The sequence below is a fragment of the Spirosoma harenae genome (assembly GCF_054776975.1).
Genome location: NZ_BAAHBD010000053.1, coordinates 72,392 through 98,899, shown reverse-complemented (window position 1 = coordinate 98,899; position 26,508 = coordinate 72,392). Strand labels below are relative to the sequence as shown.

The window sequence follows — 26,508 nt, the reverse complement described above, 5'->3', positions numbered from 1 at the left end:
CTATAAATTTTTGTCAATCAGTTTCCTGATTTCTTCGAGCGCGCCCGGTAAGGGCGCGTTTCGTTTTACGATCTTTCCAGTCCGATTAAGTACGGCTGCTGACACGTCACCATCGGGACGTAATCGCTCGATGGCGTCATAGAGTTGAGAATCAGTTAATAACAAATGATCTCCAGTAAGTTTATAACGTGTGGCGAGTTCGGGCCAGAGCGATTTGTCGGTTTCACTCATGGGGATATAAATCAGCGCGAAGTCACGCGAACTATAAAAGCTTCGTAAACGCTGAGCGTCCAATGCTGCCTGGCGTGCGGCTTCATCGGAAGGCGTAACAACGAGCAGATAGATTACCTTTCCTCGATTGGCATTAATCACCTGATCTAAAAGGGATGAACCCCTACCGAAGTCGTTGCGTGTAACGAATATACCTGATGAGATTTCCAGACTTTTAGCTTCCCGACCTGCTTTTCGTAAGGTCTGTATCGCTGATCGTATTTGAGTGCTATCTTTTGTCTCAAGCTGGTATAACTCATGAAGAGACTGAATCAGAGCGGGGTCTTTCACCTGAGGGCGGGCATAGTCGTATAGTAAACGGGAGAAATCGAGCGTAACCGTAGGCAGAGAAGAGGCTAAAATATAGGCAGACAGATAATCCACTGCTGTGCTATCAAATTGACGAATTGCACGTTGAATGAGCGTTTCGTAATTAACCAGTCGCTGAAGCGTATCCGGGCTTCGTTTTATAATACCATCAAAGAAACGAAGATCATTCTGACGGGCTGAATTCGCTGTGGCATATTCATGCAGGCGCATCCGTTCCGAAGCTGTTATGTTTTTTCCGTATCGTTCAAGTAGGAGTGCTAAAGCTCTTACTGTCAGACCATTCGTTCTGCCACCAGTTTCGGTTAAAAGCCGTTGGTTTGCGTAGCTGGCGAAGCGGTTCATGGCCGTTGCGCGAGCTGCTGTCAGTAATTGATCGTTTGCCGGTCGTAGTGAATCGGTGATTGATTTGCTAATATTTTCGTTTTCGTATGTGGCTTTATCGTATATGAACGCGGCTGCATTATAGCGGTCCGAATAAGTAACCCAGCGCCTGAGAAGCGGGAAAATAGTCCCCTTTTCCTTAGAGGCAAATGCCTGAAAAGGAGCTTGATACGCACTGGAAACAATTCGGTAAACGGCCTCGTCACTTACACCATTTACCTGAGCGGTTAGTTTTTTGCCATCGGGCTTATTAGCATACGTTGCTTCAAAAGCTTTATAACGAGCAAATTGATTATTTACCTGGGCGTTCACCCCGCCAAACCGAAACGGAACGGCCACCGAAAAAAGCGAATCGGCATCCAGTTCGATCGTTAGCGTACCCGACGAAGCCAGAAAGGCTGTAGAAATTCGCCCGTAGTTGAAATACATTTCTTCCTGCCGATAAATCAGCGGCATTGATACCCGAAATGTTCCGTCAACATTCAATGGAGCCGGACGTACCAATTCGCGATTGGCTTGCAGAATATTATTTCGGCTAATAAATACCGTTGGCGATTCGCGGTAGAGTTGGGCCGAAAGGTTTTTTATGCGACCTGTAACGATTACTGAATCAGTCTGAGCCGCGCAGAAATCGGCTGACAGACAAAGTAATAGACTACAGAAAAGATACAGGTAATAATTTTTCATTGCTTCAGAGAACAGACACCGTTAAGACAAATGAAATACATAAACATGTAGTAAATGCAAAATAGCCTCATTTGGTTTTTATACCGTGATACTGTTCTTGCTCTTCATAGTCTGTCCGTAATGGATGGCCAACCCAGTCGTTCGGAAGTAGAATCCGACGCAAATCCGGGTGATTCTCAAACTGGATACCGACAAGATCGAAGGCTTCCCGTTCGTGCCAGTCGGCAGTTCGCCAGATATGTGCTAGGCTCGGTACAGAAGGCAATTTTCTCGTGCGAGGTACAATTACTTTCAGCATTAAACTATGCTCGTAGGGGATAGACGTGAGGTTATAAACGACTTCCATCGTATTCGCTTCTGGCCCATTATCAATGCCTGTTACGCACGACAGTAAATCGAAAAAAAGCCGTTCGTCATCCCGCAAAAATTGGCAGACGGAGACAAGTTGATTGGACGGGACAATCAAATAAGGTTGAAGATTTTGGGTATTTATTTGTAGTTCAATGCCAAACTCAACCTTTAAAAGGGAGGTGATTTCAGAAAAGGTCATCGTATCGATGAGAATTTATTCAGGCGTCTAGTTTATGGAAAAATGCTTAGAGTAGACAGCCTTTATTTCCCCGAAAGGTACACAAAAAAGTAGTTTGTGCTTATGCCAGCCAGGCTAGCCACTGCATCCAGTTTTCAATCCAGAACAGGAATTTTGTCGCAAATTTAGCCGCCGGTGCCGACGATGGTTTGAGGGTTAAACTATTATTATTCAAGTTTGTATCCATGTAAATCTTCTGCTTCGGATCGACAGTCGCCCACAAGACTTTCGCATCTTCAGAAACCGTAAACTGCCGTTGTCGAGCTTTTCCATCCCAGAACAACATCAACTCTTTTCCATTGTCGAAATGTACCAAAATATCGACTGGAATTTTGCCGTCACCGTTTCGCTGTACGGTTATGATCGATTGAGCGGACTTGTTTCGGATGCTGAGCAGTTCATAATCAATTACATGGTCGCCATACAAAGCCTGATCGAAAAACCAGTTCATGTTTGGACCGTATTTACTACCTAATCGTTTCGGCACAATTTCGTTGACAATATCGATGAAGTTCTGACCATTGGGATGCTTAAATTTCCAACGGATGAAATAGGTCTGCATGATTTCGTCCATGACTGGTCGACTCACCAATCCTTCCAGCGTTCGGAGCCAGGTTGCTGTTTTAGAATAGGTTAACACGCCATACTGACCAGGAGTTAATTCCCAAGTATTGCCAAACGAAGAGCCAACAGCCGGATTATCCTGATGTACATACCCATCACGTGAACTTTCCAGGTCGCCCATTCGGAAGCCAAATAGATCAAGCTGCGATTGGCGAACACCGTAAGTAGCGTCCATAATCCGGCCTTCGTAATATTGATTGAATCCCTCATCGAGCCAGGCTTCTTCAAATTCATTCGTTGCCAATAATTGCATAAAGTATTGATGACCAAACTCATGGACCGTTACCATTTCTGGAAATCGGGCTCCTGTTGGCATGCCCCAAGTTGTTCCAGCCGTAATTAATGTAGGATACTCCATACCAAATGAGCCGCTGGCATGAAGCGGAGGATCGACAATGGTTAGGTTGTGGAAAGGGTATTTGCCAACGTACTTATCGAAATAAGTGAGGGCGGCTTTGGCTGCGTCCAGATGGCGTTTGGCCTGAGCTAGATGTTCAGGCTGCATCACTACTTCAAGACTGACTTCTCCTCCTGAGGGGCGTTTCCATTTGTCATTAACCACCTGAAAATGCGGAGAAGCCGTCCACGCAAAATCGACTACATCTTCAGCGCGGTAGAGAATTGTTTTCGTGTTGTTGGGATGGAGTTTTTCGGATTGAAACAGTCCCGTTGCGCTTACCCAGTAATCTTTGGGTGTTGTCATAGTGACGTCATAAACGCCATAATCTGCGTAAAACTCAGAGTGGGCATGAAATTGATGGCAATTCCACTGTCCGACTTTGGCATAGCGAGTGCCAGCTGGTTCATAAACGCCAATTTTCGGAAACCACTGCCCAACCATAAAGAAATCGCGGCTAAACCCTGTCCGAGCAAAGATTTTCGGAAGTTTTGCCCGAAAAGCAATGTCTAAAACAATGGTCTCGCCCGGCCCGACAGGTTTGCTAAGCGGAACTCGGATCACGGTGTGATCGGACTTATTTTGGTCGTCGGGCTGGAAAAATTCGTAGGCCAAAGCTTCCGATGCCTTCTGGCTTTCTCCACGTCTTTTCATCGAAACGACATCGATCCAGCCGTATGGATTTTCCTTCGAATTCAGGTCGATTTGGTCACCACGCAATTGCCCGCCTGATTCGCGCATAAATGTGGATTGTTCATTGCGGAAGGCGTTGAGATACAAATGAAACTGCAACTCCCGGATTACATCGTTCGACGCATTACGCCAGGTAAGCGTTTCTCGTCCGGTTAATTTTTTTTCTGCTGGATCAAGCGTTACATCAATCTGATAATTGGCTAGACGTGGACTTAACGGCGTCGAAAAAATAGGTTTTGTTGATTGAGCAAAACCGATTGAGGCATGACTGACGAACAGGAAAAACAGGAGTCGTTTCATGGGATACAAATAGGCTGAGAAAGACTACTTTTTTAAGAGAAATCACGCTTCCAGCTGTGGTTGCAAGGTAATTGAAAATTTGTTTGAGTTTGGTGAGTTTCCTCAAAACCCTACTGACATAGGGCTGTCATTAGGTGCTTCTACCTTTGTTTCAACAATAAACCAAACAAATTTCTATGGAACTCATTCCGCTGTTTTTGGAAGAAATGGAACAAGAAGCGCAAACTACTCGCAAAATGTTAGAACGCATTCCTGACGACAAATACGATTGGAGACCCCACGAAAAAAGCATGACCATTCGAAGTCTGGCTTCGCACATTGCTAACCTACCAACCTGGGTGACGATGGCCATAACAACCGATGGACTGGATTTTGAAAAGAACCCTTATCAGGAAGACCACATCAACAACACGGCCGAATTAATGACGTATCTCGAAACCTGTCTAGCTAATGGGAAATCTCAGCTGGTACCTGAGAATGAGGCTATTCTTAATGAACCCTGGACGCTGCGTAATGGCGAAATCGTTTATTTCACATCGCCCAGGCATGAAGTCATTCGCACAGCGCTCAATCAGATCGTTCATCACCGTGCTCAAATGGGCGTCTTCCTCCGATTGTTGGATATTCCAATTCCGGGTAGTTACGGCCCCAGCGCCGACGAGCAGTAAGCAAATCAAAACGGGATGCCTTTGCAAAGGCATCCCGTTTCTGTTAACGGAGTGAGAATTAAAAATTCCTGTATCTGTGTCCTCACAGATACCCATGCGTCAGCAATTGCTTCCTCTGGCAAGGCGTCTGTGAGGACACAGATACAGGAATTCTTTACAAACTTGTCTAGGAGTCAATAATACACAGGTTGATTTTGAGGAGAAAAAGGGCCATATTGATACGTGATTTTCTGTTTTAACTTCCTCTACAACCTGATGAAATTTTGTTTACTTCCAGCTCTTTTTTTGCTGCTCACTGCACAACTGACCAAGGCTCAAACTTACGACCTGATCATTAAAAATGGCCGTGTCGTTGATGGGACTGGCAACCCGTGGATATATGCTGATGTAGCAGTACAAAACGGACACATCGTTCGGTTAGGTGCGTTGATAAGTTCGGACGCCAAGCGAACTATCGACGCAAAAGGGTTGATCGTGGCACCCGGTTTTATTGATGTACATGCGCACGTAGAAGGCAGTCTGGAGGCTCAACCGGGAGCACCTAATTTTATTCACGATGGCGTTACGACCGTTATAACGGGTAATTGTGGCGGCTCGAGCTCGAATCTGAAACTGTATTTCGATACGCTGAGGACTCAGAAAACGTCGATCAATGTGGGTTCGCTGATCGGTCATAATTCGGTGCGGTTGAAAGTAATGAAAATGGCCTTCCGCGCCCCAACCCCAAAAGAACAGGCCGAAATGGAAATGCTAGTCGAACAGGCGATGAAAGATGGCGCGGTCGGTATATCGACCGGATTGATTTACACGCCCGGAACGTATGCCCACACGCCCGAAGTGGTGAATTTGGCAAAAATGGCGTCGCGCTATGGAGGTGTTTATGCGTCTCATATTCGCAATGAAGGCCAAAATGTAAAGCAGGCTGTCGAAGAAGCTATTCAGATCAGTCGGGAAGCCAATATTCCAGTCGAAATCTCGCATTTTAAAGTAGCCAGTAAGCCTTTATGGGGTAAAAGCACCGAAACAGTTGAATTGGTTGAAGCGGCCCGTCGGGAGGGCTTGGACGTAACTGTCGATCAGTATCCGTACACCGCTTCCAGTACATCGCTAGAAAGTATTCTGCCTACATGGGCGTTGGCCGATGGCGATTCGGCGGTGTTGGTCCGGTTTCGTGATCCGGTAACTCGGGCAAAAATTCGGACTGAGATGCTGGAGTCGCTCAAGAAAAATTTACGGAAAAATTACGAGTATGCTGTCGTTGCCAGTTATAAACCGGACACCACATTCAATGGGTTGAGTATTAGTGCAATCAACCAGAAGTTAGGTCGTAAAAATTCGCCCGAAACGGAGGCTGATCTGGTGATGGATTTAATGGAGAAAGCCAATTTGAAGCGCATTCAGATGGTTTACCATACAATGTCGGAAACGGACGTAGAGCATATTTTGCGGTATCCGAATACTATGATTGCGTCAGATGCGGGCGTTGCCAAATTTGGTTCAGGAATGCCACATCCCCGCGCTTACGGAACCAATGCCCGCGTATTAGGTCGTTACGTGCGCGAGCGGCACGTGATTCCGCTCGAAGAAGCGATTCGCCGAATGACGTCCTTGCCTGCCCAGCGTTTCCGCCTGACTGATCGGGGCTTACTGCGCTCCGGCTATGCTGCCGACATTGTTATTTTCGACGAAAAAACCGTTTCTGATAAAGCTACCTACGACCAGCCCCATGCCTATACAACCGGGATTTCCTATGTATTAGTCAACGGTGTTCCTGTTGTAGAAAACGGTCAGCATAACGGCCAGCGACCGGGGCAATTGCTTATGGGACCGGGATACGGAAAATGAGGTAAGATGTAGGATGCAGGATGTATTTTTTACGGCTATTTCACGTGAGAAAATATATTATACATCCTACATCATTTAGTGTCCCGCCATACCTGCCGTTTGTTTCACTTCAATGCCCGTTTTGGCTTGCATTCGTTTGAATAGAGTGATGAATACGATTAACAGGCTGATAGGAATAAGCGAGAAATAAAAGGCTGTTTGTCCGCCATACGTTTGAAAAACGTTCCCGGTAATAATTGATCCTGTTGTGCCGCCAAGGGCTGAGAAAATAACGATCAAACCTGCCATCGGGCCGTGTTGCCGCAGTGGTAAACTACTCAGGATGGCGGAGTTAATGGCCGGATAAATAGGCGCAATAAATAGCCCGATCAGCGGGAACACGAATGCGGCTACGGGGGCATCTCCCCAACCTGTCACGGCTTGATTGCCAACAGAAGAGGCCAGCGGAAGGGCTACTAAGACAAGCCCAGCCGATACGACAAGACAGATCATTAACAACCAATACCACGAAATTCGGCTTAACAATACGCCCGCCAGAAAACGTCCGGCGGCTGTTGAGGCAGCTAGAATACTCGCCATCTGAATGCTAAGCGAGGTGGGCAACTTAAGAATTTTGCTGTTAAACGTCGGGAGCCAACTCATAATGCCCTGCTCCATCAATACATACACAAATGCCGTTACGATAAATACTAAGACAATAGGTGTAATGGCTAGTCGAAGCATACCAGCAAGATCATCGGTAAGCTTTCGGGCAACATTATCCTGTACATTCGATTCGTCGATGGGCGTGCTGAGCAGAAGTAAAAAAGCCGCAATGGCTATCCCCGCCAGAACGTAGTAAACCTGTAGCCACGAGGTAGATTGTAAATTCTTATCATCGACAAAAGCACTGAACAGAAAATAGCCAGATAGGACGCCAATCATAAAAAACGATTCCAGAAAATTCATAAAACTGGCATGCTCGTTTGAGTCGTTGGTGATCAGCCCGATCGTGGCAAATACGGAAACTTTGATCAACGCAAAACCGGCTCCGGTAGCGGCAAATAATAGTTTCGTCGTCCAGAAAGTCGGGACCTGCGGCATGAGTAAGCAGGCTAACGTGACTAAACCAAGCGCAAAAAGCATCGCCCGTTTGTAGCCAATTCGTGTGATGTAAGAGGCTACTATAAACGATACAAAGGCAATCGTTAGATCTTTAAAGGCTTCGAGCACGCTGGCCGCTGACTCCGAGACACTATAGTTATTTTGAACCTGCAAAATCACCGTTCCAACACTATTTAGCAGGATGGCGAAGACGAAATAATTGAGTAATAACGAGAGTTTTATGCGCCAATAGCTCATAGCGATACGGTGGTTATCAATTTTGGAACACTAAACATACGAGTTTGCCTGTATTATTTTGACTGGTTATGATTGGATAATTCACATTTTTACTAGATCAATCAACCTGAAGCTATGACAAAACCGCCAATTTTGGGTTACACTCTCTAAACCATTGTCCACTCTTATTTTGACAACGTCGCTGTTTCCTCAATCGCCCGACCAGCTCTTTGGTAGTTTGTTTCATGACGTGCAGTTAAGTCGTGTTTTTGCCGACTCTAAAACCTTTGTCGATTGCGTTCCAAAGTTGGCTCCTGAAAATCTGGTTGCTCTTTACGAAGCAGAAAAAAGCAAACCTGATTTCGACCTGAGCACGTTTGTGCATGAATATTTTTTCGTACCCGAAAAGGTCGCCAGCGATTACCTGAGTGATCGGACTATCAGTACTACCGAACACATAAATCGGCTATGGGACCGATTAACCCGTCCGGCCGATCCGCCCGTAGAAGGGAGTTCGCGTGTGCCCTTGCCTCACCCTTACATCGTACCTGGTGGTCGCTTTCGCGAGATTTTCTATTGGGACAGCTACTTCACGATGTTGGGTCTGAAAGTAGCTGGCCGAACAGATTTGATTCGGGGGATGCTGGATAATTTCGCGTACCTGATCGATACGTTTGGCTTTATTCCCAACGGAAATCGGACATATTTTCTGAGTCGGTCGCAGCCCCCCTATTTTGCCTTAATGGTTAGCCTGCTGGCTGAAATCGATGGCCCCGAAAGCTTGTTAACATACAGTCCACAACTCCGACGCGAGTACGAATTCTGGATGGACGGACAGCAGGAATTGGCGGAAGCTGCCCCTATTTTTAAACGAGTTGTTCAACTGCCTGACGGGTCTTTATTAAATAGGTATTGGGATAATACGCCAACTCCCCGACCCGAAGCTTATCGGCAGGAAATTGAATTATCGGAGGAAGCGCACGCCTTAGATGTTATTCCAGACGAACTCTACAATCATATTCGCGCGGCCTGTGAATCGGGTTGGGATTTTAGTAGCCGATGGTTTTCGGACCAGAAAGCCATGGTTACGATTCATACCTCCGATATTGTTTCGGTCGATCTGAATTGCCTGCTCCACTGGCTCGAAGTGACACTGCATAATATAGCACTTCAGGCTGGCGAATACAAGATGGCTTACGATGAGTACGATCCGTTGATTAAAGCGCGTGAACGAGCCATTCAGCAGACATTCTGGAATGAAGAAACGGGCTTTTTTCATGATTACGATGCCGTTGCTAACCAACAAACTGAAGCGATAACGCTGGGAGGAGTATTTCCGCTATTCTTCAAGTTGGCAACGCCCGAACAAGCTACTCGTGTTCATGATCGACTGAAAGCCGATTTTCTGCAGGCAGGTGGTTGGGTGACTACACTCAATCAAACGGGTCAGCAATGGGATTGGCCAAACGGCTGGGCTCCTTTGCAATGGATTGTTTACCGAGGGTTAATGAATTATGGTTTTTCCGAAACCGCCAACGAAGGTCGGGATCGCTGGTTAGCCCTGAACGACAAAGTATTCCGGGCGACGGGCAAGATGATGGAGAAATACAACGTCGTCGATGCCGCCTTAACGACCGGCGGTGGCGAGTACCCCAACCAGGACGGCTTCGGCTGGACGAATGGCGTGTATCTCGCTCTTAACAATGAACGAAAGAGTGAATGAGTGGCTGACGCCAAACTTATTTTTCGCTCTTTCACTCATTCACTCTTTCCCCAATTTGTGGCACTGTATTTGTTTGGTGAGTTTATAAGATACTAACCAGCACTTATCAGTAACAAATTGGCCATGAAAAAGCTCTTCTTCACCGTGTTAGCAGCCGGTATGACCACCGCTTCCTTTTGCCAGAAAACGTTCATATTGTCGCATCAGGATAAAAAGGGTTTTTTTGCTGCATCCGTAGGAGCAAGCCTGCCCGTTGGTCAATTTGCAAGTTGTTCCCCAACAGACGATAAAGCTTGTATGGCTGGTGAAGGACTTGCCTTCAACGTATCGGCTGGATACCGGGTTGCGGGAAATGTTGGATTGATGATTCGGGGAGAGCAACACCGAAATACGGTCAACACGGGCGCGATGCTCAGTTCCATCTATCAAAAAAATTCAGGTAACTGGACCGCCAGAGCCGATAACTGGTCGGTGATGACGGTGATGGCCGGGCCTTATTTCTCGTTGCCAATGGGCCGTTTTTCTGTCGATGCCCGATTATTGGCGGGTCGTGCGTTGGCTGTACTTCCAAACACAGCCATGAATAACTCCTCCGGTCATACAGAAATGTCATTGAAAACGACGGGCTCTCAGAGTGGTGCTATGGCCTACGGAGGGGGTTTGTCACTACGGTATCGCCTGGGCTTAAGTACAGCAATTTTGCTCAATGCCGACTATAGCCGAGCTGATTTCACATTTGATAATTTAAAATCAACAGCCGTTAACGGTGGCGTTCGCTCGGAAAGTGCGGTTTACAGCAGTGATCGGGTTGTGAGTGTAGTGAGCGCATCGGCAGGGATTGCGATTTTATTCGGTACCAAATATCATCCGTTCTAACAACCACTGAATAGCCACTACAGGCAGTTCATCCGCAATTCAGTTGTAACGCCGGAATAAGACTTGTAGCTTAGTGGTTCATTATCACGATTATAGGCTATGACACCCCTTCGCCGACATGCCGTTCTTCGGCGCGTCAAAGATATTACGCTCAGTACAACCCTTAGTTTAGCCCTGCTTAACGGATCTGTTCTGCTCCAAAGCTGTGGAAATAACAGTTCCGATGATGAGCAGGCACGAACCGAAACTAGCTTCCGGCAGGGCGTTCGCACGTACATTACGGAAACCTCTCCCGGCAATTTCAAAATTACAGATGAGGAACACGCCGATCCTGGAAAGGCCGGAGCTATTGTCAGTTATTACGACGGTCACCGAGATACACTAAGCGTTGAAGCCGCCCGACGGCTCGTAGAAAACGACGAATCGACACGTACATACCTGCATAACCCTGGTGCGTATCATGCGCATCATCACAACGGGTTAGCCAATGCCCTGTTATGGGGTAGTTTGGGGTATATGTTAGGTCGATCTTCATCACCGCAGTATTACAACGACGAGCGACGGTATGGTGCGGGCGTGTATGCAAACCCCGGTTTGTATAATCGATCCAGACAGGTCAGTGAAAATGTTCGCACCTCGCGGGTAACGCGCACCGTTCGTCCATCGGGCGGGCGTAGTGGATTCTTCAGCCGGATGGGCCGGAGTTTCTCGGGTTAGTGGTGAGGTCACTTATGACAAAACCGCGTCTGTGTAGATACAACGCGGTTTTTATTGTTTTTTTCATTCTGACCGTAAGGAAGAATCTTAACGTCACCTTACCTGAGTGCCAGGAAAGTTTAAGATTCTTACATCGGAATGACAAAAAACATACGCTAGCTTTCTTTATTTCCGGCCTAAATGCTTCGAAAAAAATGGAAGCATTTTCTGCTCGATTCGCTCCCCAATTCGGTTGATGTGATCTCCTTCGTATTCCTCGTAGGTATGGTTGATGTGGTAATTCATCAGTACTTGATCCAGTATTTTATTGCTGGCGGCAATACTTTGATCACGATTACCAGCATCGAAGGCGATAGCAGTCAGCTGTTTTATGTTGGAGATGTACTGATCAATCATAGCCAGGGGTGCATTGGCCGCCCATTTGGCTGTTACAGCCGCTTGTGGCTGACCGTCTTCAATCGGTAGATCGGAGAAAAAAGGTGGCTTTTGCGGATTGGGTGACCACGCAGCCGCCGACGCAAATAAAGCCTGTGTACCAAAGTCAGCCGTAATAAGATCGTCGGGTGTTTTTACCGCTTCAATTTTGGTAATTGCTTCCGGGTTGAATGTTCGTCCGATGCTAGGTGTCATGCAGCAGGGGCTCAGTAAATACAGGCTAGAAAAAATCTCTGGGTGCTTTTGGCCGATTCGTATCGTTCCATATCCACCCATCGAATGCCCTGCCAGACCGCGGCTGGACGCTTTCGCAATCGTTCGGTAATGACTATCGATATAACTCACCAGTTCTTTCGCAACGTAATCTTCCCAATTGCCGGTCGTTGCCGAATTTGAATACATGCTGCCTCGGCAACGAGTATACGCGTTGGGTGTTACGATAATCATTTCCTGTGCCTTTCCTTCCGTAAACACCTTATCCACCACGGTAGGCAGATTGATCCAGTGCTTAGTAACTCCGTACCACTGCCCGTCATTATCTGTAAAACCATGTAGGAAATACACAACCGGATAGCGTTGCTTTGTGGATGATTTGTAGCTGGGCGGCAAATAAATCGAAACTTCCCGATCTGGTGAATCCCCTTCCAGATTACCCTCCAACCCTTTCCCATGAACCTTTATTCGTTCGACGGTGCCACGGATTGTTGTTTGAGAATAGCTGTATGTACTGAAGAACAAGGCGAAAAGTCCGATAAGGAATTGAGTTGAACGATTCATAGCTGACTGATTAATTCGTTACTAGTGTGTATAATCTGATTTCAGGTGTTTTCTACCGATAGACAATAGGAGTTCAAACGTGTTTTTTGTCCTTCTGACCGTAGGGAAGAATCTCAAAGTACCTTATTAGTCAAGCTTTAGATTCGTTCCTACGGTCAGAAGGACAAAAAAATGGTCGATTGTCACAAAGTATTATCCAGGAATTTTGAGGAAATTTAAGCCCATTCATCAACTGCTTCTTATTCTGTACAGGATGTCAAAAAAAATACTGCTCGGTTTTTCTGTCTTTCTCTCGCTATCCGCTCATGCGCAACAACGCGCTGTCTTAACGCCCCAAACTTATGAACAGGCACAACGGTATTTGTTGACCAACGCCGAACAGCTTGTCGATCATGCTACTATACGTCCCAACTGGTTGCCCGATGGTCGATTCTGGTATCGGGATTTACAGGCTGGTGGCAGTCAGTTTATTCTCGTTGATCCCGCAAAAGGAACGCGTTCGTTGGCATTTGATCACCAGAAACTGGCATCGGCATTGTCTGCATCGATGGGTAAATCGTATGACGCGGCTCGACTACCATTTCAAAACGTAGGTTTTTCAGCCGATAATAAAGCTGTTTTGTTTCAGGCTGACGGAAAGCGATGGAGTTACGATCTGCAAAGTGGTCAGGTTGCGGTCAATTCATCGGCTGAACAACCAACCATCACAAGCGAACCGGGCGGACGAGCAGCCAGGGGCGGAGGGAACGAGGTGATGTCACCAGACAAAAAGAAAGCCGCTTATATCCAGGAGTACAATCTGTGGGTTCGGGACGTACAAACCGGAAAACGAACGCAACTGACAACAGACGGGATTAAAGACTTTGGCTATGCGACCGATAACGCTGGCTGGAAATCCAGCGATCGGGCTATTTTAGCCTGGTCGCCCGATTCTAAGAAGATTGCTACGTTTAAGCAGGATCAACGGCAGGTAAGCGATATGTATCTTGTAACAACAAACGTAGGGAAACCGACACTGAAACAATGGAAATATCCGCTACCCGGCGATAAAGACATTCCTATGTTACACCGGGTAATTATTGACGTGGAAGCCCAAAAAGTGATTCCATTACAAGTTGCTCCTGATCCGCACCGAGCCACATTGAGTGATGATATTTCCAGCAGCGGAACGTTTGATGATGTAAACTGGACCGAAGACGGATCAAAACTCGCGTTTGTATCGACGTCGCGTGATCATAAGCAGGAAAAAATTCGGCTGGCCGACGCCTTAACCGGCGCTGTTCGCGATGTGTTTGAAGAAACCGTAGCCACACAATACGAATCGGGTTGGGGAGCTATTAACTGGCGATACCTGAATAAAACAAATGAATTTATCTGGTTTTCTGAGCGAGATAATTGGGGCCATCTTTATCTCTACGATGCGACCACTGGAAAGCTGAAAAATCAGATTACGAAAGGGGACTGGGTTGTGACTCGGTTGCTGAAAGTAGACGAAAAAGCCCGACAACTGTATTTTATGGTCGTTGGTCGTCAAGCTGTTAACCCCTATTTCGGGCAGTTTTGCCGGGTTGGTTTTGATGGCAAAGGCTTCACCGTGTTGACACCAGATGAAGGAAACCACACGGTTACGCTCTCTCCGTCAGGTACTTATTTTGTCGATGCCTATTCGCAACCAAACATTCCTGCCACTACCGTCTTGCGGAACATGGATGGTAAGATCGTTACGACGCTGGAGAAAATGGATGTTTCGCGATTACTGGCTGCTGGCTGGCAACCTCCAACGCCCATTATGGTAAAAGCGCATGATGGAAAGACCGATTTATATGGATTGTTGTTCAAGCCCTCCCAGCTCGATCCTGCCAAGAAGTATCCGGTGATCAATTATATTTATCCGGGTCCGCAGGGTGGGAGTGTCGGAAATTGGTCGTTTTCGGCTGCGCGAGGTGATCATCAGGGACTGGCTGAATTGGGCTTTATCGTCGTGCTGATTGAAGGAACAAGCAATCCCTTACGCTCCAAAAGTTTTCACGACATGAGTTACGGACGCATGGCGGAAAATACGCTACCCGATCAAATTGGCGGTATTCGTCAACTGGCTCAGCAATATACTTATTTAGATACAACTCGAGTCGGTATTTGGGGGCATTCGGGGGGCGGTTTTGCTACGGCAACCGCTATGTTCCGGTATCCGGATTTCTTTAAAGTTGGTATTTCAGAGTCGGGCAATCACGACAATCGTAATTACGAGGACGATTGGGGTGAGCGCTATAATGGATTGACGTCCAATGCGGACTACGAATCTCAGGCAAACCAGAATTACGCAAAAAACCTGAAAGGAAAATTGATGCTGGCCCACGGTCTGATGGACAACAACGTTCCACCATACAATACACTGCTGGTAGTGGAAGCACTGGAAAAAGCCAATAAAGACTATGATCTGGTCGTGTTCCCCAACAGCGCGCATGGATATGGGACTTACAGTTCGTATATGACTCGCCGACGCTGGGATTATTTTGTGAATTACCTGATGGGCGCCGAGCCGCCCAAAGAATATTCACTGATAATCAAACCCGATCCGCGAAATTCAACCGAGTAGCCGTTTTTGTCATCCCGACGAAGGAAGGAACCCAAATTATCATTTCTTGAGCGTCAAGGAACCTTGAGATCCTTCCTTCGTCAGGATGACAAAAACCTTATCTTTACACCATGAATCGGCAAAAAAATTGGGAACGGCTACGGCAGGAAACCTTCGATGTTTGTATAATCGGTGCGGGAGCCAGCGGTGCCGGTGCTGCGTTTGATGCCGCTCTACGGGGTTATCGGGTTGCCCTCATTGATCGGGGTGATTTTGCGAGCGAAACCTCGTCCCGATCCACCAAACTGATCCATGGTGGGGTACGCTACCTGGAACAAGCCATTAAAAAACTGGATCTTGCCCAGCTTCGACAAGTTCGCCATGGCTTGGCCGAACGCCGAACGGTTATTCGAAATGCTCCACATTTAGCCCATCCGCTGGCCATTCTGACGCCCGTATTCAGTTGGTTTGAAGGCATGTATATGACCGTCGGTCTGACGCTCTATGGTCTAATTTCCGGTAACGATCATTTTCCAAAAGGTAGCTGGCTCAGCAAAGCACAGGCACTGGAGAAAAGTCCCATGCTGACGCGCCAGATGCACAGTGCTGTGCTGTATTACGACGGTCAATTTAATGATGCTCGTTACGCGCTGGCACTGGCACATTCCGCCGACGAAGTGGGCGCGGCTGTAGTCAATTATGCTGCTGTTACTGATGTCAAGCGAGAAGGCAAACAACTCAAGTCAGTTATTGTAAAGGATCAACTTACTGGTGAAACCATTGATGTGAAGGCCTCCGTTTTCCTGAACTGTACCGGCCCCTATTCCGATGCTATCCGGCTGTTGGCCAATCCAACAATAGATCGTCGCATTCGACCTAGCAAAGGTGTACATATTGTGCTTCCTCGTGAGACACTCGATAGCGATTATGCTATATTGATTCCAAAGACTTCCGATGGACGGGTCATTTTCGCGATTCCGTTTGGAGATAGTGTCTTTGTGGGAACAACCGACGATGATTATAAGGACATGGCTCATGAGCCTGTTCTTGAGCCTGCCGAAGTCGATTATCTACTCGAAACAGTCCGGCCTTATCTGGCTAAAATGCCGGATCGTTCGGCTATTCGGTCGGGTTTTGGTGGGATTCGGCCATTAATTGTCAGTAGTCGGGCCGATACGAAAACCTTACTCCGCGACCATGAAGTAGAGCAAGATCCAGAATCTGGTTTATTGAGCTTACTCGGCGGTAAATGGACAACCTACCGAGTTATGGCGCAGGATGCTATTGATCGGGTAGGGGAGCATTTAGGTAAGTCAGTACCCTGCAAGACCGAAACAGCCTATCTAGTTGGCGGAGAGAATTATCGTTTCGATGATTGGCAAACGCTTTATAAAAATTATAACCTTCCCACTGATTCCTGCCAGCATTTACTGCGGACGTATGGCAATCGGGCGGAACGTGTTGCCCGGCTGTCTCAGCAACACCCTGAGCTAGCTGAAAAAATTGTGGAACCTCAGCCTTTTTTAAAGGCCGAGGTCATCTATCAGGTACGGGAAGAAATGGTGCTTACCCTTCGCGACGTTTTTGCCCGTCGTTGGCGTCTGGAGCTTTCCGATTGGCAACTGACCGCTCAACTGGCTCCACAAGTAGCGCAACTGATGGCTGATGAGTTAGACTGGAGTGAAACCTATAAGACAGAGCAAATCAAGACGTATCAGGAATTGCTCCTGTCGTTCAGAAAAGAAGCCGGATTAACTATCAATACGTCCGCAACAGTCGCGACTTAATTCTTTTAAATCCACCTAAATTGAACTGAGTACCCCCCACCATCCCAGCGTCTGTGTCCTCACAGACGACTTTCCGGATGGTTATTTAGGATGACGCATAGGCGTCTGTGAGGACACAGACGCTGGGATGGTCATAAAGTAGAAGCCTATTCAATGCCAAGCTCGACGATTGGCGATTATTGAGGATCCGCTGTTCTCTTTCGGTGAGCATGACTGACCTCCCGCACCATTGTCATCAATCGTTTCCAGCACCGGCCAATCGCTTTCTTATCCTGCTCCTTCGACGATTTCGTGGATGCAGCAGACGGAGAAATATCTGATTTCGCTGTAGAATTGTGTGCAGCAACAGAGTTATTGCTACCCGGATTATCGAACAAACGAACGGTAGACGTTGTCGATGCGGTCATCGCAATCGAGACTGATGATAGGCATGGGCAAGCCAGTAAGGAAGTTGCGATCAGGCATCGCACTGCTTTTTTTAGCAAACGGATTTTCATGAGGCAATTGGTTAGGGGAATTACGGTTCATGTCCTATTAGCAAGTTGAGCAGAAAGCATGCGCCATCAGTGCCAATATAACAATAAATAGTATTATTGCCTCATGCAGTTGTATTTAAGTAGAGAAAAGACGGTTTGTTCTTCTTCTCTATCAACTATAATGCCAAAAAAATATTGCGTTATTTAGATCCTAAAAATTTCTGGATAAATGGCTGATCTGTAAGTCAGATAGTTGTTTCGCGATTATTGCCTTTCGGAAACTGTTATCTTTGTGCCATCGTTTATAAAACACTATGTTCGAGAATCTTCAGGATAAGCTTAATAAGGCCATTAAAACCCTAAAGGGCCAGGGCCGTATCACCGAAATTAACGTTGCTGCTACCATCAAAGAAGTGCGCCGTGCACTTACCGATGCCGACGTAAACTATAAAGTTGCTAAAGAAATTACTGATCGCATTCGCGACAAAGCCCTTGATCGGAAAGTATTGATTTCCGTTGAGCCAGGGCAGTTATTCGTCAAAATCGTTCAGGAGGAACTGACCGAGTTGATGGGTGGCGAAGCGCAGGGAATCAACATCAAAGGCGATCCGGCGGTCATTCTGATTGCGGGTTTGCAGGGTTCCGGTAAAACGACGTTTTCGGGTAAACTGGCATCCTATCTGAAAAAGCAAGGCCGGAATGTACTGCTTGTGGCCGCGGATATTTACCGTCCAGCCGCTATCGACCAATTAAAGGTATTGGGCGAACAGGTTGGCGTAGAGGTCTATTCGGAGCCAGAGAATAAAAACGCCGTTCAGATTGCGAAGAATGCTATCGACCAGGCTAAGAAAACCGGTAAGCGAATCGTGATTGTCGATACAGCTGGTCGTCTGGCTGTCGATGAAGCGATGATGCAGGAGATCGAAGCCGTTAAAAAGGCTATCGCTCCTACCGAAACGCTGTTTGTTGTTGACTCGATGACGGGGCAAGATGCGGTTAACACGGCCAAAACGTTCAATGAGCGCCTTAACTTCGATGGTGTTGTATTGACCAAACTCGATGGTGATGCCCGTGGTGGAGCGGCCCTTTCGATCAAAACGGTCGTTAATAAGCCGATCAAGTTTATCAGCACGGGCGAAAAAATGGAAGCGCTCGATGTATTCTACCCTGATCGGATGGCAAGTCGGATACTGGGTATGGGCGACGTAATTTCGCTGGTTGAGCGGGCGCAGCAGGCGTTTGATGAAGACGAAGCCAAGCGGATCAATGCGAAAATGCGTAAGAATCAGTTCGACTTCGACGACTTCCTGTCGCAGTTGCAACAGATTAAAAAAATGGGGAACGTCAAAGACCTGCTCGGCATGATTCCGGGTATGGGAAAGATGATCAAGGATTTGGACATCGACAATGATTCATTCAAGCCCATCGAAGCCATTATTAGCTCCATGACACCAAAAGAGCGTCAGCGTCCGGACATTATTGATGGTAGTCGCAAGAAGCGCATTGCTGCGGGTAGCGGTACGAATATCCAGCAGGTAAACAATCTGTTGAAACAGTTCGATGAGATGCGCAAGATGATGAAGAAAATGAATACGATGCAGTCGTCGGGTAAGCTAAATAAGATGATGCGGTAGGGAAACTCAATTAGCTCTGAATACAGGTAGTTTATGAAGCTAAACTGCTTATTAATCGGTCGATAAAGTTGATTTTACAGCTTTATCGACCGATTTCTTTTGCGGACTAATTTCTCTATCTCTTACTATCTGGGCTACTCATGTTTCCTAAATCTGTTCTCCGCCCGTTTGTCGTTGCCAGTACTGTTATAGGCCTGTATGCCTGTGCGAGCAAGCCCGTAACCGTTACTAAAACCACTACAGTAACGACGACCACAACAACGACTGCCAGTACGCCAACGCCCTCACCACCAGCCCCTAAACGAGTGTTGGTGTTTTCCAAAACCAAAGGATGGAAACATACGTCTATTCCATTTGGGATTGCGGCCATTCAGAAACTGGGCCGTGAGAATAATTTTCGGGTCGACACCACCAAAAACGCAGCTTATTTTAACGACGATAGTTTACGCCATTATCAGGCTGTCATCTGGCTTAGCACAACCGGAAATGTTCTGAATCAGGTACAACAGGCTGCTTTTGAGCGATATATCCAGGCAGGTGGTGGCTATTTAGGAATTCACGCAGCTGCCGATACAGAATATGATTGGCCTTGGTATAACAAGTTAGTTGGTGGCTATTTCGCCAGTCATCCAAGCAATTCCAACGTGCGCAAAGCCACCGTCGATGTCATCGACAAAAATCATCTATCAACCAGTATGCTGCCCGATCACTGGGAGCGCACCGACGAGTGGTATAATTACCGCTCCTTTTATTCGGATTTGCACGTACTGGCTAATCTAGACGAAAATACATACGATGGTGGTATCAATGGAGCAAATCACCCGATTGCCTGGTATCATGAATTTGATGGTGGTCGGTCATATTATACCGGCGGGGGACATGAAGATTCCAGTTTTAGTGAACCGCTGTTTGTGCAGCATTTGCTAGGAGCGTTGAACTGGGTAATGGGTAGCAATAAACCATTGGATTACAGTAAGTCGTATGCCGTTGTGATGCCAGAAGATAATCGGTTTGTGAAAACGGTTTTGGTCAATGATTTGAATGAGCCAATGGAAGTGGCTGTCGCGAATGATGGTCGTGTATTCTTCACAGAACGTAGCGGTAATCTGTCGGTTTTTGATACGAAAACTAGTAAGCACCAGTTGGTACATAGATTCGATGTTCCGACCAAAGTAGGGCACGGTGTACAAGGTATTACGCTCGATCCAGCCTTTGCCACCAACCACTGGATTTACGTTTACTATTCACCTAAGTTCGACAAAGATCCGTTTTATAATCTATCGCGATTTGTCATAAAGGATGATAACACGCTGGATGTGTCGTCGGAAAAAGTATTGCTAAAAGTGCCGAGTATCGACCAGCCCGGTTCGCACCACGGTGGTTCGCTGGCGTTCGATAAAGAAGGCAATCTGTATCTTTCTACGGGCGATCATACCAATCCATTCCCATCAAATGGCTACGCGCCTATCGATGCTCGGGCGGATCATCTGGCTGCCGATGCACGGGGAACGGCAGCTAACACAAATGATTTTCGGGGAAAAATCCTGCGCATTCGGCCACAGGCCGACGGCACATATACAATTCCGGAAGGTAATCTTTTCCCAAAAGGCACCGCTCAGACCCGACCTGAGATTTACACAATGGGCCTGCGAAACCCCTATCGTATTGCTCTGAATCCAAAGTCGTCGGTTTTGTATTGGGGTGAAATTGGCCCCGATGCAGGTAAGGATAGTACATTAGGGCCACGTGGGTACGATGAATTTAATCAGGCGAAAAAAGCCGGAAATTTTGGTTGGCCATTGTTTATTGGAAATAGCCAGCCGTATCCGGCGTACGATTTTGCTACAAATACCATCGGTGCACGTTTCGATCCGAAAGCTCCGATAAATGATTCGCCAAAAAGTGACGGTTTGAAACAGTTGCCACCTACGAATCCAGCGATGATTTGGTATCCGTACGGCGTTTCGAAAGAGTTTCCTGAACTAGGGCAGGGGGGGCGTAGTGCGATGGCGGGTGAATTCTACAGCTTCGATCAAAGCTCTAACTCAAAAACTAAGTTTCCTGAATACTATGACGGAGCCTTGTTCATATTCGACTGGATGCGTAACTGGGTGATGGCCGTCAAGGTTGATAAAGACGATAATTACATTCGCAACGAGCCCTTTATGGCCGGCAGTGGCGATTTTCGACGACCAATTGATCTGGCGTTTGGCAAAGATGGCGTCATGTATATGCTCGAATACGGCTCCGTCTACGGTGCTGACAATGACGATGCCAGACTCGTAAAAATTGAATATAATCGAGGCAATCGTGCTCCAACTGTTCGGGCGAATGTAGTTGATTCGGTGGCTATGCGAGAGATGAACGCCCGCTGGTATTTGACTTCTGACAGTCGAAATGCACCCGTTATTCGCGAAGCGATTGGACAAGCCCCTTTACGCGTAAAATTCGGTGGACGCGGAACTGACCTTGACGAAGATGATCGATTGACGTATCAATGGTTGTTCGACGGAAAAACTGTTGGCGCTACTCAACCCAATGCTACCTACACTTATACACAGCCGGGAGTTTATAACGCGATCCTCCGTGTAACTGACCAGACGGGATTGGTTGGCGCTGATACTATCGTCGTCAAAGTGGGTAATGCAAAGCCAGAAGTCGTGATCGAAACGGCTGATAATAAGTCGTTTTTCTGGGAGAATAAGCCATTTACGTATTCGGTTAAGGTGACGGATAAAGAAGATACTAAAATTGATCCTAAACGCATCAAGGTCTATTACGAGTACAACGCCCAACCCCGAGGAACGCCCGTAATCGGTCCGCAGCAGGGGCATCAGGACTTAGCGATGATTGGAAATGGGTCGTTAGGGAAAACGTTGGTATCCGCCAGCGATTGCAAAGCTTGCCATACCATCGACAAGCCATCGGTTGGCCCAACATTTCTGGCCGTTGCTGATCGCTACAAAGGTCAGGCGGGTAGCGTAGAACGGCTTGCCCGAAAAATCATTGAAGGCGGTGGGGGGAGCTGGAGTAAAGATCACCTGATGAGTGCTCACCCACAGATTCCGGTGCAGGATGCGCAGGAAATGGTGAAATATATTTTCTCGTTGACCGACGCCAGCAAGCAGAAAAGTCTTCCATTGCAAGGTAAACTTTCGTTAACCGATCATAAGCCAGAGGAAACGCGCGGACAGTATACGATTGTGGCTTCTTACACTGACAACGGTGGGAAAGTCGTTGGTCCGCTAACGGGTGCCGAAGTAGTTACGCTCCGCAGCGCCAATGTGAAAGCGATCAACGCTGATTCGTACGTCGGTTTTCCTCGATTTGGCAATAATCTGAGCGCCGGAAATCACAAAGCCTACGTGCTCCTGAAAGGAATCGATTTGACGACAATCAATTCGCTGACATACGAATATTCATCGCAAGATAAAGACGGTGAAATTGAGGTGCGGCTAGATTCTTATGCTGCTCCCGTTGTCAGTCAAACACCCTATAAAGCAACAGGTAAATGGTCGAACGTGGAAAAGGTAACCGGGACGTTTAATAAACCTGTTTCGGGTAAGCACGATGTTTATATCGTCGTTGTGAAACGAACTAAGCCAAACGAAGGCATTATTCAATTAAAAAGTATTCAGTTTAATCAAGTAACTAACTGATTAGTAGTGGTCTTATTTATGTTATTCCAACGTTAGGAGAAACCTCAAGTTCGACTATAACTCTAGCTTGAGATTTCTCCTAACGTCGGAATAACAAAAAAGCATCATTAGGAACGGCGTATTCAATAGACACAAACGTCTGCTTGAATACGCCGTTTTCTGTTACTCAACCTCAAATACTACTTCATGCGCTTCCCAGAGAGCCGGAATTTCCCATTTCTCTAGCATGCGAGTAATAGCAGCTGCAGGAACGGGGTATTTTCGATTCGTATTCTGCTCTTCCCGGCGGCTATTAGGCACTTCAATGTAGATCAATTTGACCCGCGCCCGATAAGTAACAAACAAATCGATTAGTTGAGAACGAATGTTCAGGGTAATATTGGTCGCGTTCCAAACAAACGGCTGCTGATTTCGCAGATAGGTACGCGCCTGTTCTTTCGCCATTTGAACCACTCGTCCTGTGCCACGTCGATCAGTTGGATCAATACCCAATTGACGACGAATACCATCTAAACTAATTACGGGCCAATCCTGATAATTCCTCAGGATATAATAATCCTTTCCAACGCCCGGTAATCCGCTGAGTAAGACAACTTCAGTTTTCGTCTCGTCAAATAGTGCGAAATCAGGTGCCAGATCGTCACGTCGGAAATACTGAAAACGAGTTAAATTCGACGCAAACGGATAAGGTTTTCCGAAACAATCCTGTTCGCGGCAGAACTCCTCAAACAACTCAATCCGGTACAGCAATTCTGCCTGATCGGCACAAATACGCCCTAATACATCTGCGCGAGCCAGCATCGCTAACCAAGCCGTGTTTACTTCTAAACTGGCCTGTAACAAGGCTTTCCGCGAATCGTCTTTTTCGAAAATCCAAAGCGGCAGACCATGATAACGAACGAGTTTCGCTACCGCTTCACGCTGGACAAATGGTGTCGGAATCTCATCATACAACACTAATCGGGCTGTGCGTTCACCTTTGCGGGCGTGGCCTTTAGAGGTGATTCGACCATCGTCTTCAATTACCGTAGTTGAGCGCTTTTCGACATCGTGTAATAAAGCCGCTGTCCATAAAATCGCCTGATTCTCCAGAGTCAATGCGTTGTAGTCTGGTAGCGATTCCAGTGCCTCCAACACCATTTTTGTATGCGTGGCAACGTCTCCCTCAGCATGGTGAATTGGGTCTTGCGGGACGCCTACCATATCGCGAACCCAATCGAATTGCTTCAGCAGGTCGGGCCATTGTTTTCGGTCGGTTAGTTGCCAGCTCATACATTCCTCCTTTCCCGCGCTAATGGAGCGCGTTTCCAGGTACGTGTCCAATGCTCGTTGGTTTGCACGTGTCCTTTGCGAACATATTTAAAAACCCGGTGCGGAAACTCGTCCGTTGTGTAGGAATTAGCATCACGCGAAACGACGCCTTCAACTGTACAAGTCATGCCAGTCAACCCATCAACTGAACCAAATTGACTGGGCTGAATAGCTAGTGAAAGCACCTGTTCTTCAACTGATTTAGCCTGCAAAGGAGCTTTAGTTCGCGCTAATTCCGGTACAGTAGGAAAATCGAGCAGACGAGCGTAAAACTGCGTTTCCTCCCACGATAGCCAGACAGAATGCTCTCTGACGGCGAAGACAAAGAAATGGTCTTCCAGTCGTTCATACGCAATCGAGTGAATAGCGAACAGGTTTTCACCGAATAGTTCCAGATCACCTAGATCATGCCGGATGAGTTCCCAACGTTGCCGGATAGCAGTCGTCCAGGGTGAAACCGTTGGGGCCGCGTGTGAACGGGCAAAAACGCCATATCGACTCAGGCAATTATTTTCGCCATCAAGTTTCTCGGTATGAATGAGTTCAGTAATCTGTGCGAGGTCCGATGCGTAATCGTAATTGATTCGGTCGTCGCTACTGGTTCCGGGCGAAAACGGATAATGGTACGTTCGCCCGTACTTAGTTGATAAAGCCATTTTTAAATTATTTAGGTAATACAATAGACACAAGGACTTCGGGGAGAAGTCTCATCAGCAATGAGCGGTGTCGATTCGTATTACATGGCTTGTCAAGTAGTTACCGTGCGTTTTAGGGCTTCGCACCGGGCAAAGGTAGGAAATAGCTCTGAAACTATTTCTTTATGGGTAAATACTCATTTTTTTTGCTCGATGAAACCCAAATTCATTAGCTGACGAAATACTTATTTCGGATACTACCTGTTTAGTAGCGTAATCAATTTCTACTACTTTACCCCCTTTTCCATTAGTATTTGGAACTTGATAACCTGGTCCGAAGATGATGTGCTTGCTTTGGGGAAGAAATTGTGAACTGCTAATTATTCGGGAATATGTTTCCGTACCTCGTTCTTTACCATAAGCCCAGGTTTGCTGGACAGTCATGTTGACAGGATCAATTTTATAAGTTACTGACCGACTATATTTAGCCGCAGAAGGATTAAATTCTCGTACGGCGCCATTATCAAACAACATCCAGTCCCCATTTGGGAGGTGAGTGATATCATGTTGATACCAGTTCCACTCAAAATCAGGAGAAATTGTTGTACCTGCTAATACATTGGTGTCAGTAATTGGATTACCATTGGCATCCAGTGGCTTTAATAGGAACTGAGCCAAATTTTCATCCCGACGGTTTGTTTTCCAACCCGTGTGAGGGGATAGAATCCACTTGACCTGGTTGTTGTAATCTAATTTAACCACCCCCTGCGTACGCCCCGATAAAACGATGGTATTGTCTATCGAATCATACATAACCGCGTTCCCATGAAACCAGTCACTGGCAGGCTGAATTCCATCCGGAGCGGAAAGGCTGGTCCGGGTTTCATCGAGAGATTGTTTCAAATCCCAAACGGTCGCCACATGACCACTTTGTCGATCGATTTCAATCACATAATCCTCAATTGTAGGCTTGCCATCCAAATAGGTGCTGTTGGGCTTGGTTGCAGTTAGTAAGAAATTTCCGTTCGGCTTTTCACTTACTTCATGGTGAAATATGTAATCGGATATCGCCCACTGATTGACAACGTTCCCTGCCAAGTCAACTTCATAGATGGAATTGGAATGAGTATCGCCGAAAAAGAAATTGCCATTTCGAAGGCGACTGATCCCATCATCAAAGCTTAAGGAGTTTAATTGAGGATGGTTCTGGTAATCTAGTACCCATCGAATGTCGCCATACGCATCTATAAAAAGAGGTGCGTGAGGATTTCGGCTTAAGTTACTGACCAGGATTAGGCCAGGAGCTACCTTCGACTCATCAAACGGAGCCGCTGAAATAGATGAGGGCATTCCAGAAGGCAAATCTCCTGTTTGAATAGTTGTTGAAGCGCTTGCTAGTGTATCACCCTGCTGGCTGATGATTCGAATATCTACGGTATTGGTATAATTTGGGTAAAGGCCAATAACAGTTACCTTATGATTTACACCTGGATCGTCGAATACATGTTCCACATTGGTAATTTTTCCATGCTTACCTCTAACCCGGATAAAGGTTTTTCCGGCCACAACGGAAGAGAAATTAATGGTAGCTGCCAACGGATTATATCCAGATGGATTAATAACAATAGAGTCTGAATCGACAGTAAAAGCTATTGGTGTTGAGGGTGTTGGCAAATCAACTACAGAATCTTTACAACTTCCCAATGATAAAAGTGAAACACCGTAAAGGAGTACTTTGCGGATACGAGTCATGTTAAACGTGTTGTGAATGGTAATAAATAATTTAAAGACGTCTGTAT

At 46.7% G+C, this 26,508-nt stretch carries 18 protein-coding genes; 9 read left to right on the top strand and 9 right to left on the bottom strand.

The features are described from left to right. The 3 genes from ACYVE4_RS32100 to ACYVE4_RS32090 all read right to left on the bottom strand — a co-directional run bounded on the left by ACYVE4_RS32100 (position 1) and on the right by ACYVE4_RS32090 (position 4,271). A complete protein-coding gene (locus ACYVE4_RS32100) occupies positions 1–1,668 on the bottom strand; it encodes a hypothetical protein (protein ID WP_461044519.1) in 1,668 nt (555 codons plus the stop codon). 67 nt (positions 1,669–1,735) lie between these two features. Beyond that, the gene (locus ACYVE4_RS32095; RefSeq protein WP_461044518.1) at positions 1,736–2,218 is read right to left on the bottom strand and encodes an NADH-quinone oxidoreductase subunit C; all 483 of its coding nucleotides are present in this window, start codon (positions 2,216–2,218) and stop codon (positions 1,736–1,738) included. A gap of 100 nt (positions 2,219–2,318) precedes the next feature. Next, positions 2,319–4,271 carry a M1 family metallopeptidase gene (locus ACYVE4_RS32090; RefSeq protein WP_461044517.1) on the bottom strand — a complete coding sequence of 651 codons (1,953 nt, stop codon included), beginning with the start codon at positions 4,269–4,271 and terminating at the stop codon, positions 2,319–2,321. 176 nt (positions 4,272–4,447) lie between these two features. On the opposite strand from ACYVE4_RS32090, the gene ACYVE4_RS32085 reads away from it, so the two are divergent. Together ACYVE4_RS32085 and ACYVE4_RS32080 are read left to right on the top strand one after the other, a co-directional pair. Continuing rightward, positions 4,448–4,939, top strand: a complete 492-nt coding sequence (locus tag ACYVE4_RS32085; protein WP_461044516.1) for a DinB family protein — start codon at positions 4,448–4,450, stop codon at positions 4,937–4,939. 255 nt (positions 4,940–5,194) lie between these two features. Next, positions 5,195–6,784, top strand: a complete 1,590-nt coding sequence (locus ACYVE4_RS32080) for an N-acyl-D-amino-acid deacylase family protein (RefSeq protein WP_461044515.1) — start codon at positions 5,195–5,197, stop codon at positions 6,782–6,784. Between the two features lie 75 nt (positions 6,785–6,859). Here the strand turns inward: ACYVE4_RS32080 and ACYVE4_RS32075 are convergent, their stop codons facing one another. After that, positions 6,860–8,125 (bottom strand): MFS transporter, encoded by a 1,266-nt coding sequence (locus ACYVE4_RS32075; protein WP_461044514.1) that lies wholly within the window; start codon positions 8,123–8,125, stop codon positions 6,860–6,862. A 154-nt stretch (positions 8,126–8,279) separates the two neighbouring features. On the opposite strand from ACYVE4_RS32075, the gene treF reads away from it, so the two are divergent. The 3 genes from treF (at position 8,280) to ACYVE4_RS32060 (ending at position 11,420) form a co-directional block, all read left to right on the top strand. Beyond that, on the top strand, positions 8,280–9,827 hold the full coding sequence (gene treF, locus ACYVE4_RS32070; RefSeq protein WP_461044513.1) for an alpha,alpha-trehalase TreF: 1,548 nt from the start codon (positions 8,280–8,282) through the stop codon (positions 9,825–9,827). Between the two features lie 123 nt (positions 9,828–9,950). Further along, positions 9,951–10,703, top strand: coding sequence for an outer membrane beta-barrel protein (locus ACYVE4_RS32065; protein ID WP_461044512.1), 753 nt, complete (start codon positions 9,951–9,953; stop codon positions 10,701–10,703). Between the two features lie 99 nt (positions 10,704–10,802). Then, positions 10,803–11,420, top strand: coding sequence for a hypothetical protein (locus ACYVE4_RS32060; RefSeq protein WP_461044511.1), 618 nt, complete (start codon positions 10,803–10,805; stop codon positions 11,418–11,420). Between the two features lie 165 nt (positions 11,421–11,585). Here the strand turns inward: ACYVE4_RS32060 and ACYVE4_RS32055 are convergent, their stop codons facing one another. Then, entirely contained in the window at positions 11,586–12,632 is a 1,047-nt protein-coding gene (locus tag ACYVE4_RS32055; protein ID WP_461044510.1) for an alpha/beta hydrolase, read from the bottom strand. A gap of 253 nt (positions 12,633–12,885) precedes the next feature. Between ACYVE4_RS32055 and ACYVE4_RS32050 the strand changes: the two genes are divergently transcribed. Together ACYVE4_RS32050 and ACYVE4_RS32045 are read left to right on the top strand one after the other, a co-directional pair. Beyond that, the gene (locus tag ACYVE4_RS32050) at positions 12,886–15,228 is read left to right on the top strand and encodes a S9 family peptidase (RefSeq protein ID WP_461044509.1); all 2,343 of its coding nucleotides are present in this window, start codon (positions 12,886–12,888) and stop codon (positions 15,226–15,228) included. A 110-nt stretch (positions 15,229–15,338) separates the two neighbouring features. Continuing rightward, the gene (locus ACYVE4_RS32045; protein WP_461044508.1) at positions 15,339–16,994 is read left to right on the top strand and encodes a glycerol-3-phosphate dehydrogenase/oxidase; all 1,656 of its coding nucleotides are present in this window, start codon (positions 15,339–15,341) and stop codon (positions 16,992–16,994) included. Positions 16,995–17,170: 176 nt separating this feature from the next. Here ACYVE4_RS32045 and ACYVE4_RS32040 read toward each other — a convergent pair whose 3' ends face one another. Then, complete coding sequence (locus tag ACYVE4_RS32040) at positions 17,171–17,491, bottom strand: hypothetical protein (protein ID WP_461044507.1); 321 nt, start codon at positions 17,489–17,491, stop codon at positions 17,171–17,173. A 293-nt stretch (positions 17,492–17,784) separates the two neighbouring features. On the opposite strand from ACYVE4_RS32040, the gene ffh reads away from it, so the two are divergent. Together ffh and ACYVE4_RS32030 are read left to right on the top strand one after the other, a co-directional pair. Beyond that, positions 17,785–19,104: a signal recognition particle protein gene (gene ffh, locus ACYVE4_RS32035; protein WP_461044506.1), complete on the top strand. Its 1,320-nt coding sequence runs from the start codon at positions 17,785–17,787 to the stop codon at positions 19,102–19,104. A gap of 140 nt (positions 19,105–19,244) precedes the next feature. Further along, the gene (locus tag ACYVE4_RS32030; RefSeq protein WP_461044505.1) at positions 19,245–22,763 is read left to right on the top strand and encodes a ThuA domain-containing protein; all 3,519 of its coding nucleotides are present in this window, start codon (positions 19,245–19,247) and stop codon (positions 22,761–22,763) included. 162 nt (positions 22,764–22,925) lie between these two features. Here the strand turns inward: ACYVE4_RS32030 and ACYVE4_RS32025 are convergent, their stop codons facing one another. From ACYVE4_RS32025 to ACYVE4_RS32015, 3 genes are all read right to left on the bottom strand, one after another. Beyond that, entirely contained in the window at positions 22,926–24,086 is a 1,161-nt protein-coding gene (locus ACYVE4_RS32025) for an AAA family ATPase (protein ID WP_461044504.1), read from the bottom strand. Beyond that, positions 24,032–24,730: an RNA ligase family protein gene (locus tag ACYVE4_RS32020; protein WP_461044503.1), complete on the bottom strand. Its 699-nt coding sequence runs from the start codon at positions 24,728–24,730 to the stop codon at positions 24,032–24,034. Before ACYVE4_RS32020 ends, ACYVE4_RS32025 begins: the two co-directional genes overlap by 55 nt. Positions 24,731–24,892: 162 nt before the next feature. Beyond that, a complete protein-coding gene (locus ACYVE4_RS32015; protein WP_461044502.1) occupies positions 24,893–26,461 on the bottom strand; it encodes an aryl-sulfate sulfotransferase in 1,569 nt (522 codons plus the stop codon). Positions 26,462–26,508 lie beyond the last annotated feature (47 nt).

What these genes read in the sequence shown, in the direction of transcription:
- ACYVE4_RS32020 (WP_461044503.1), bottom strand. Translation starts at nt 24,730, where the DNA reads ATGGCTTTATCAACTAAGTACGGGCGAACGTACCATTATCCGTTTTCG.
- ffh (WP_461044506.1), top strand. Translation starts at nt 17,785, where the DNA reads ATGTTCGAGAATCTTCAGGATAAGCTTAATAAGGCCATTAAAACCCTA.
- ACYVE4_RS32045 (WP_461044508.1), top strand. Translation starts at nt 15,339, where the DNA reads ATGAATCGGCAAAAAAATTGGGAACGGCTACGGCAGGAAACCTTCGAT.
- ACYVE4_RS32090 (WP_461044517.1), bottom strand. Translation starts at nt 4,271, where the DNA reads ATGAAACGACTCCTGTTTTTCCTGTTCGTCAGTCATGCCTCAATCGGT.
- ACYVE4_RS32085 (WP_461044516.1), top strand. Translation starts at nt 4,448, where the DNA reads ATGGAACTCATTCCGCTGTTTTTGGAAGAAATGGAACAAGAAGCGCAA.
- ACYVE4_RS32065 (WP_461044512.1), top strand. Translation starts at nt 9,951, where the DNA reads ATGAAAAAGCTCTTCTTCACCGTGTTAGCAGCCGGTATGACCACCGCT.
- ACYVE4_RS32040 (WP_461044507.1), bottom strand. Translation starts at nt 17,491, where the DNA reads ATGAAAATCCGTTTGCTAAAAAAAGCAGTGCGATGCCTGATCGCAACT.
- ACYVE4_RS32060 (WP_461044511.1), top strand. Translation starts at nt 10,803, where the DNA reads ATGACACCCCTTCGCCGACATGCCGTTCTTCGGCGCGTCAAAGATATT.
- ACYVE4_RS32100 (WP_461044519.1), bottom strand. Translation starts at nt 1,668, where the DNA reads ATGAAAAATTATTACCTGTATCTTTTCTGTAGTCTATTACTTTGTCTG.
- ACYVE4_RS32095 (WP_461044518.1), bottom strand. Translation starts at nt 2,218, where the DNA reads ATGACCTTTTCTGAAATCACCTCCCTTTTAAAGGTTGAGTTTGGCATT.
- ACYVE4_RS32015 (WP_461044502.1), bottom strand. Translation starts at nt 26,461, where the DNA reads ATGACTCGTATCCGCAAAGTACTCCTTTACGGTGTTTCACTTTTATCA.
- ACYVE4_RS32030 (WP_461044505.1), top strand. Translation starts at nt 19,245, where the DNA reads ATGTTTCCTAAATCTGTTCTCCGCCCGTTTGTCGTTGCCAGTACTGTT.
- ACYVE4_RS32050 (WP_461044509.1), top strand. Translation starts at nt 12,886, where the DNA reads ATGTCAAAAAAAATACTGCTCGGTTTTTCTGTCTTTCTCTCGCTATCC.
- ACYVE4_RS32080 (WP_461044515.1), top strand. Translation starts at nt 5,195, where the DNA reads ATGAAATTTTGTTTACTTCCAGCTCTTTTTTTGCTGCTCACTGCACAA.
- ACYVE4_RS32055 (WP_461044510.1), bottom strand. Translation starts at nt 12,632, where the DNA reads ATGAATCGTTCAACTCAATTCCTTATCGGACTTTTCGCCTTGTTCTTC.
- ACYVE4_RS32075 (WP_461044514.1), bottom strand. Translation starts at nt 8,125, where the DNA reads ATGAGCTATTGGCGCATAAAACTCTCGTTATTACTCAATTATTTCGTC.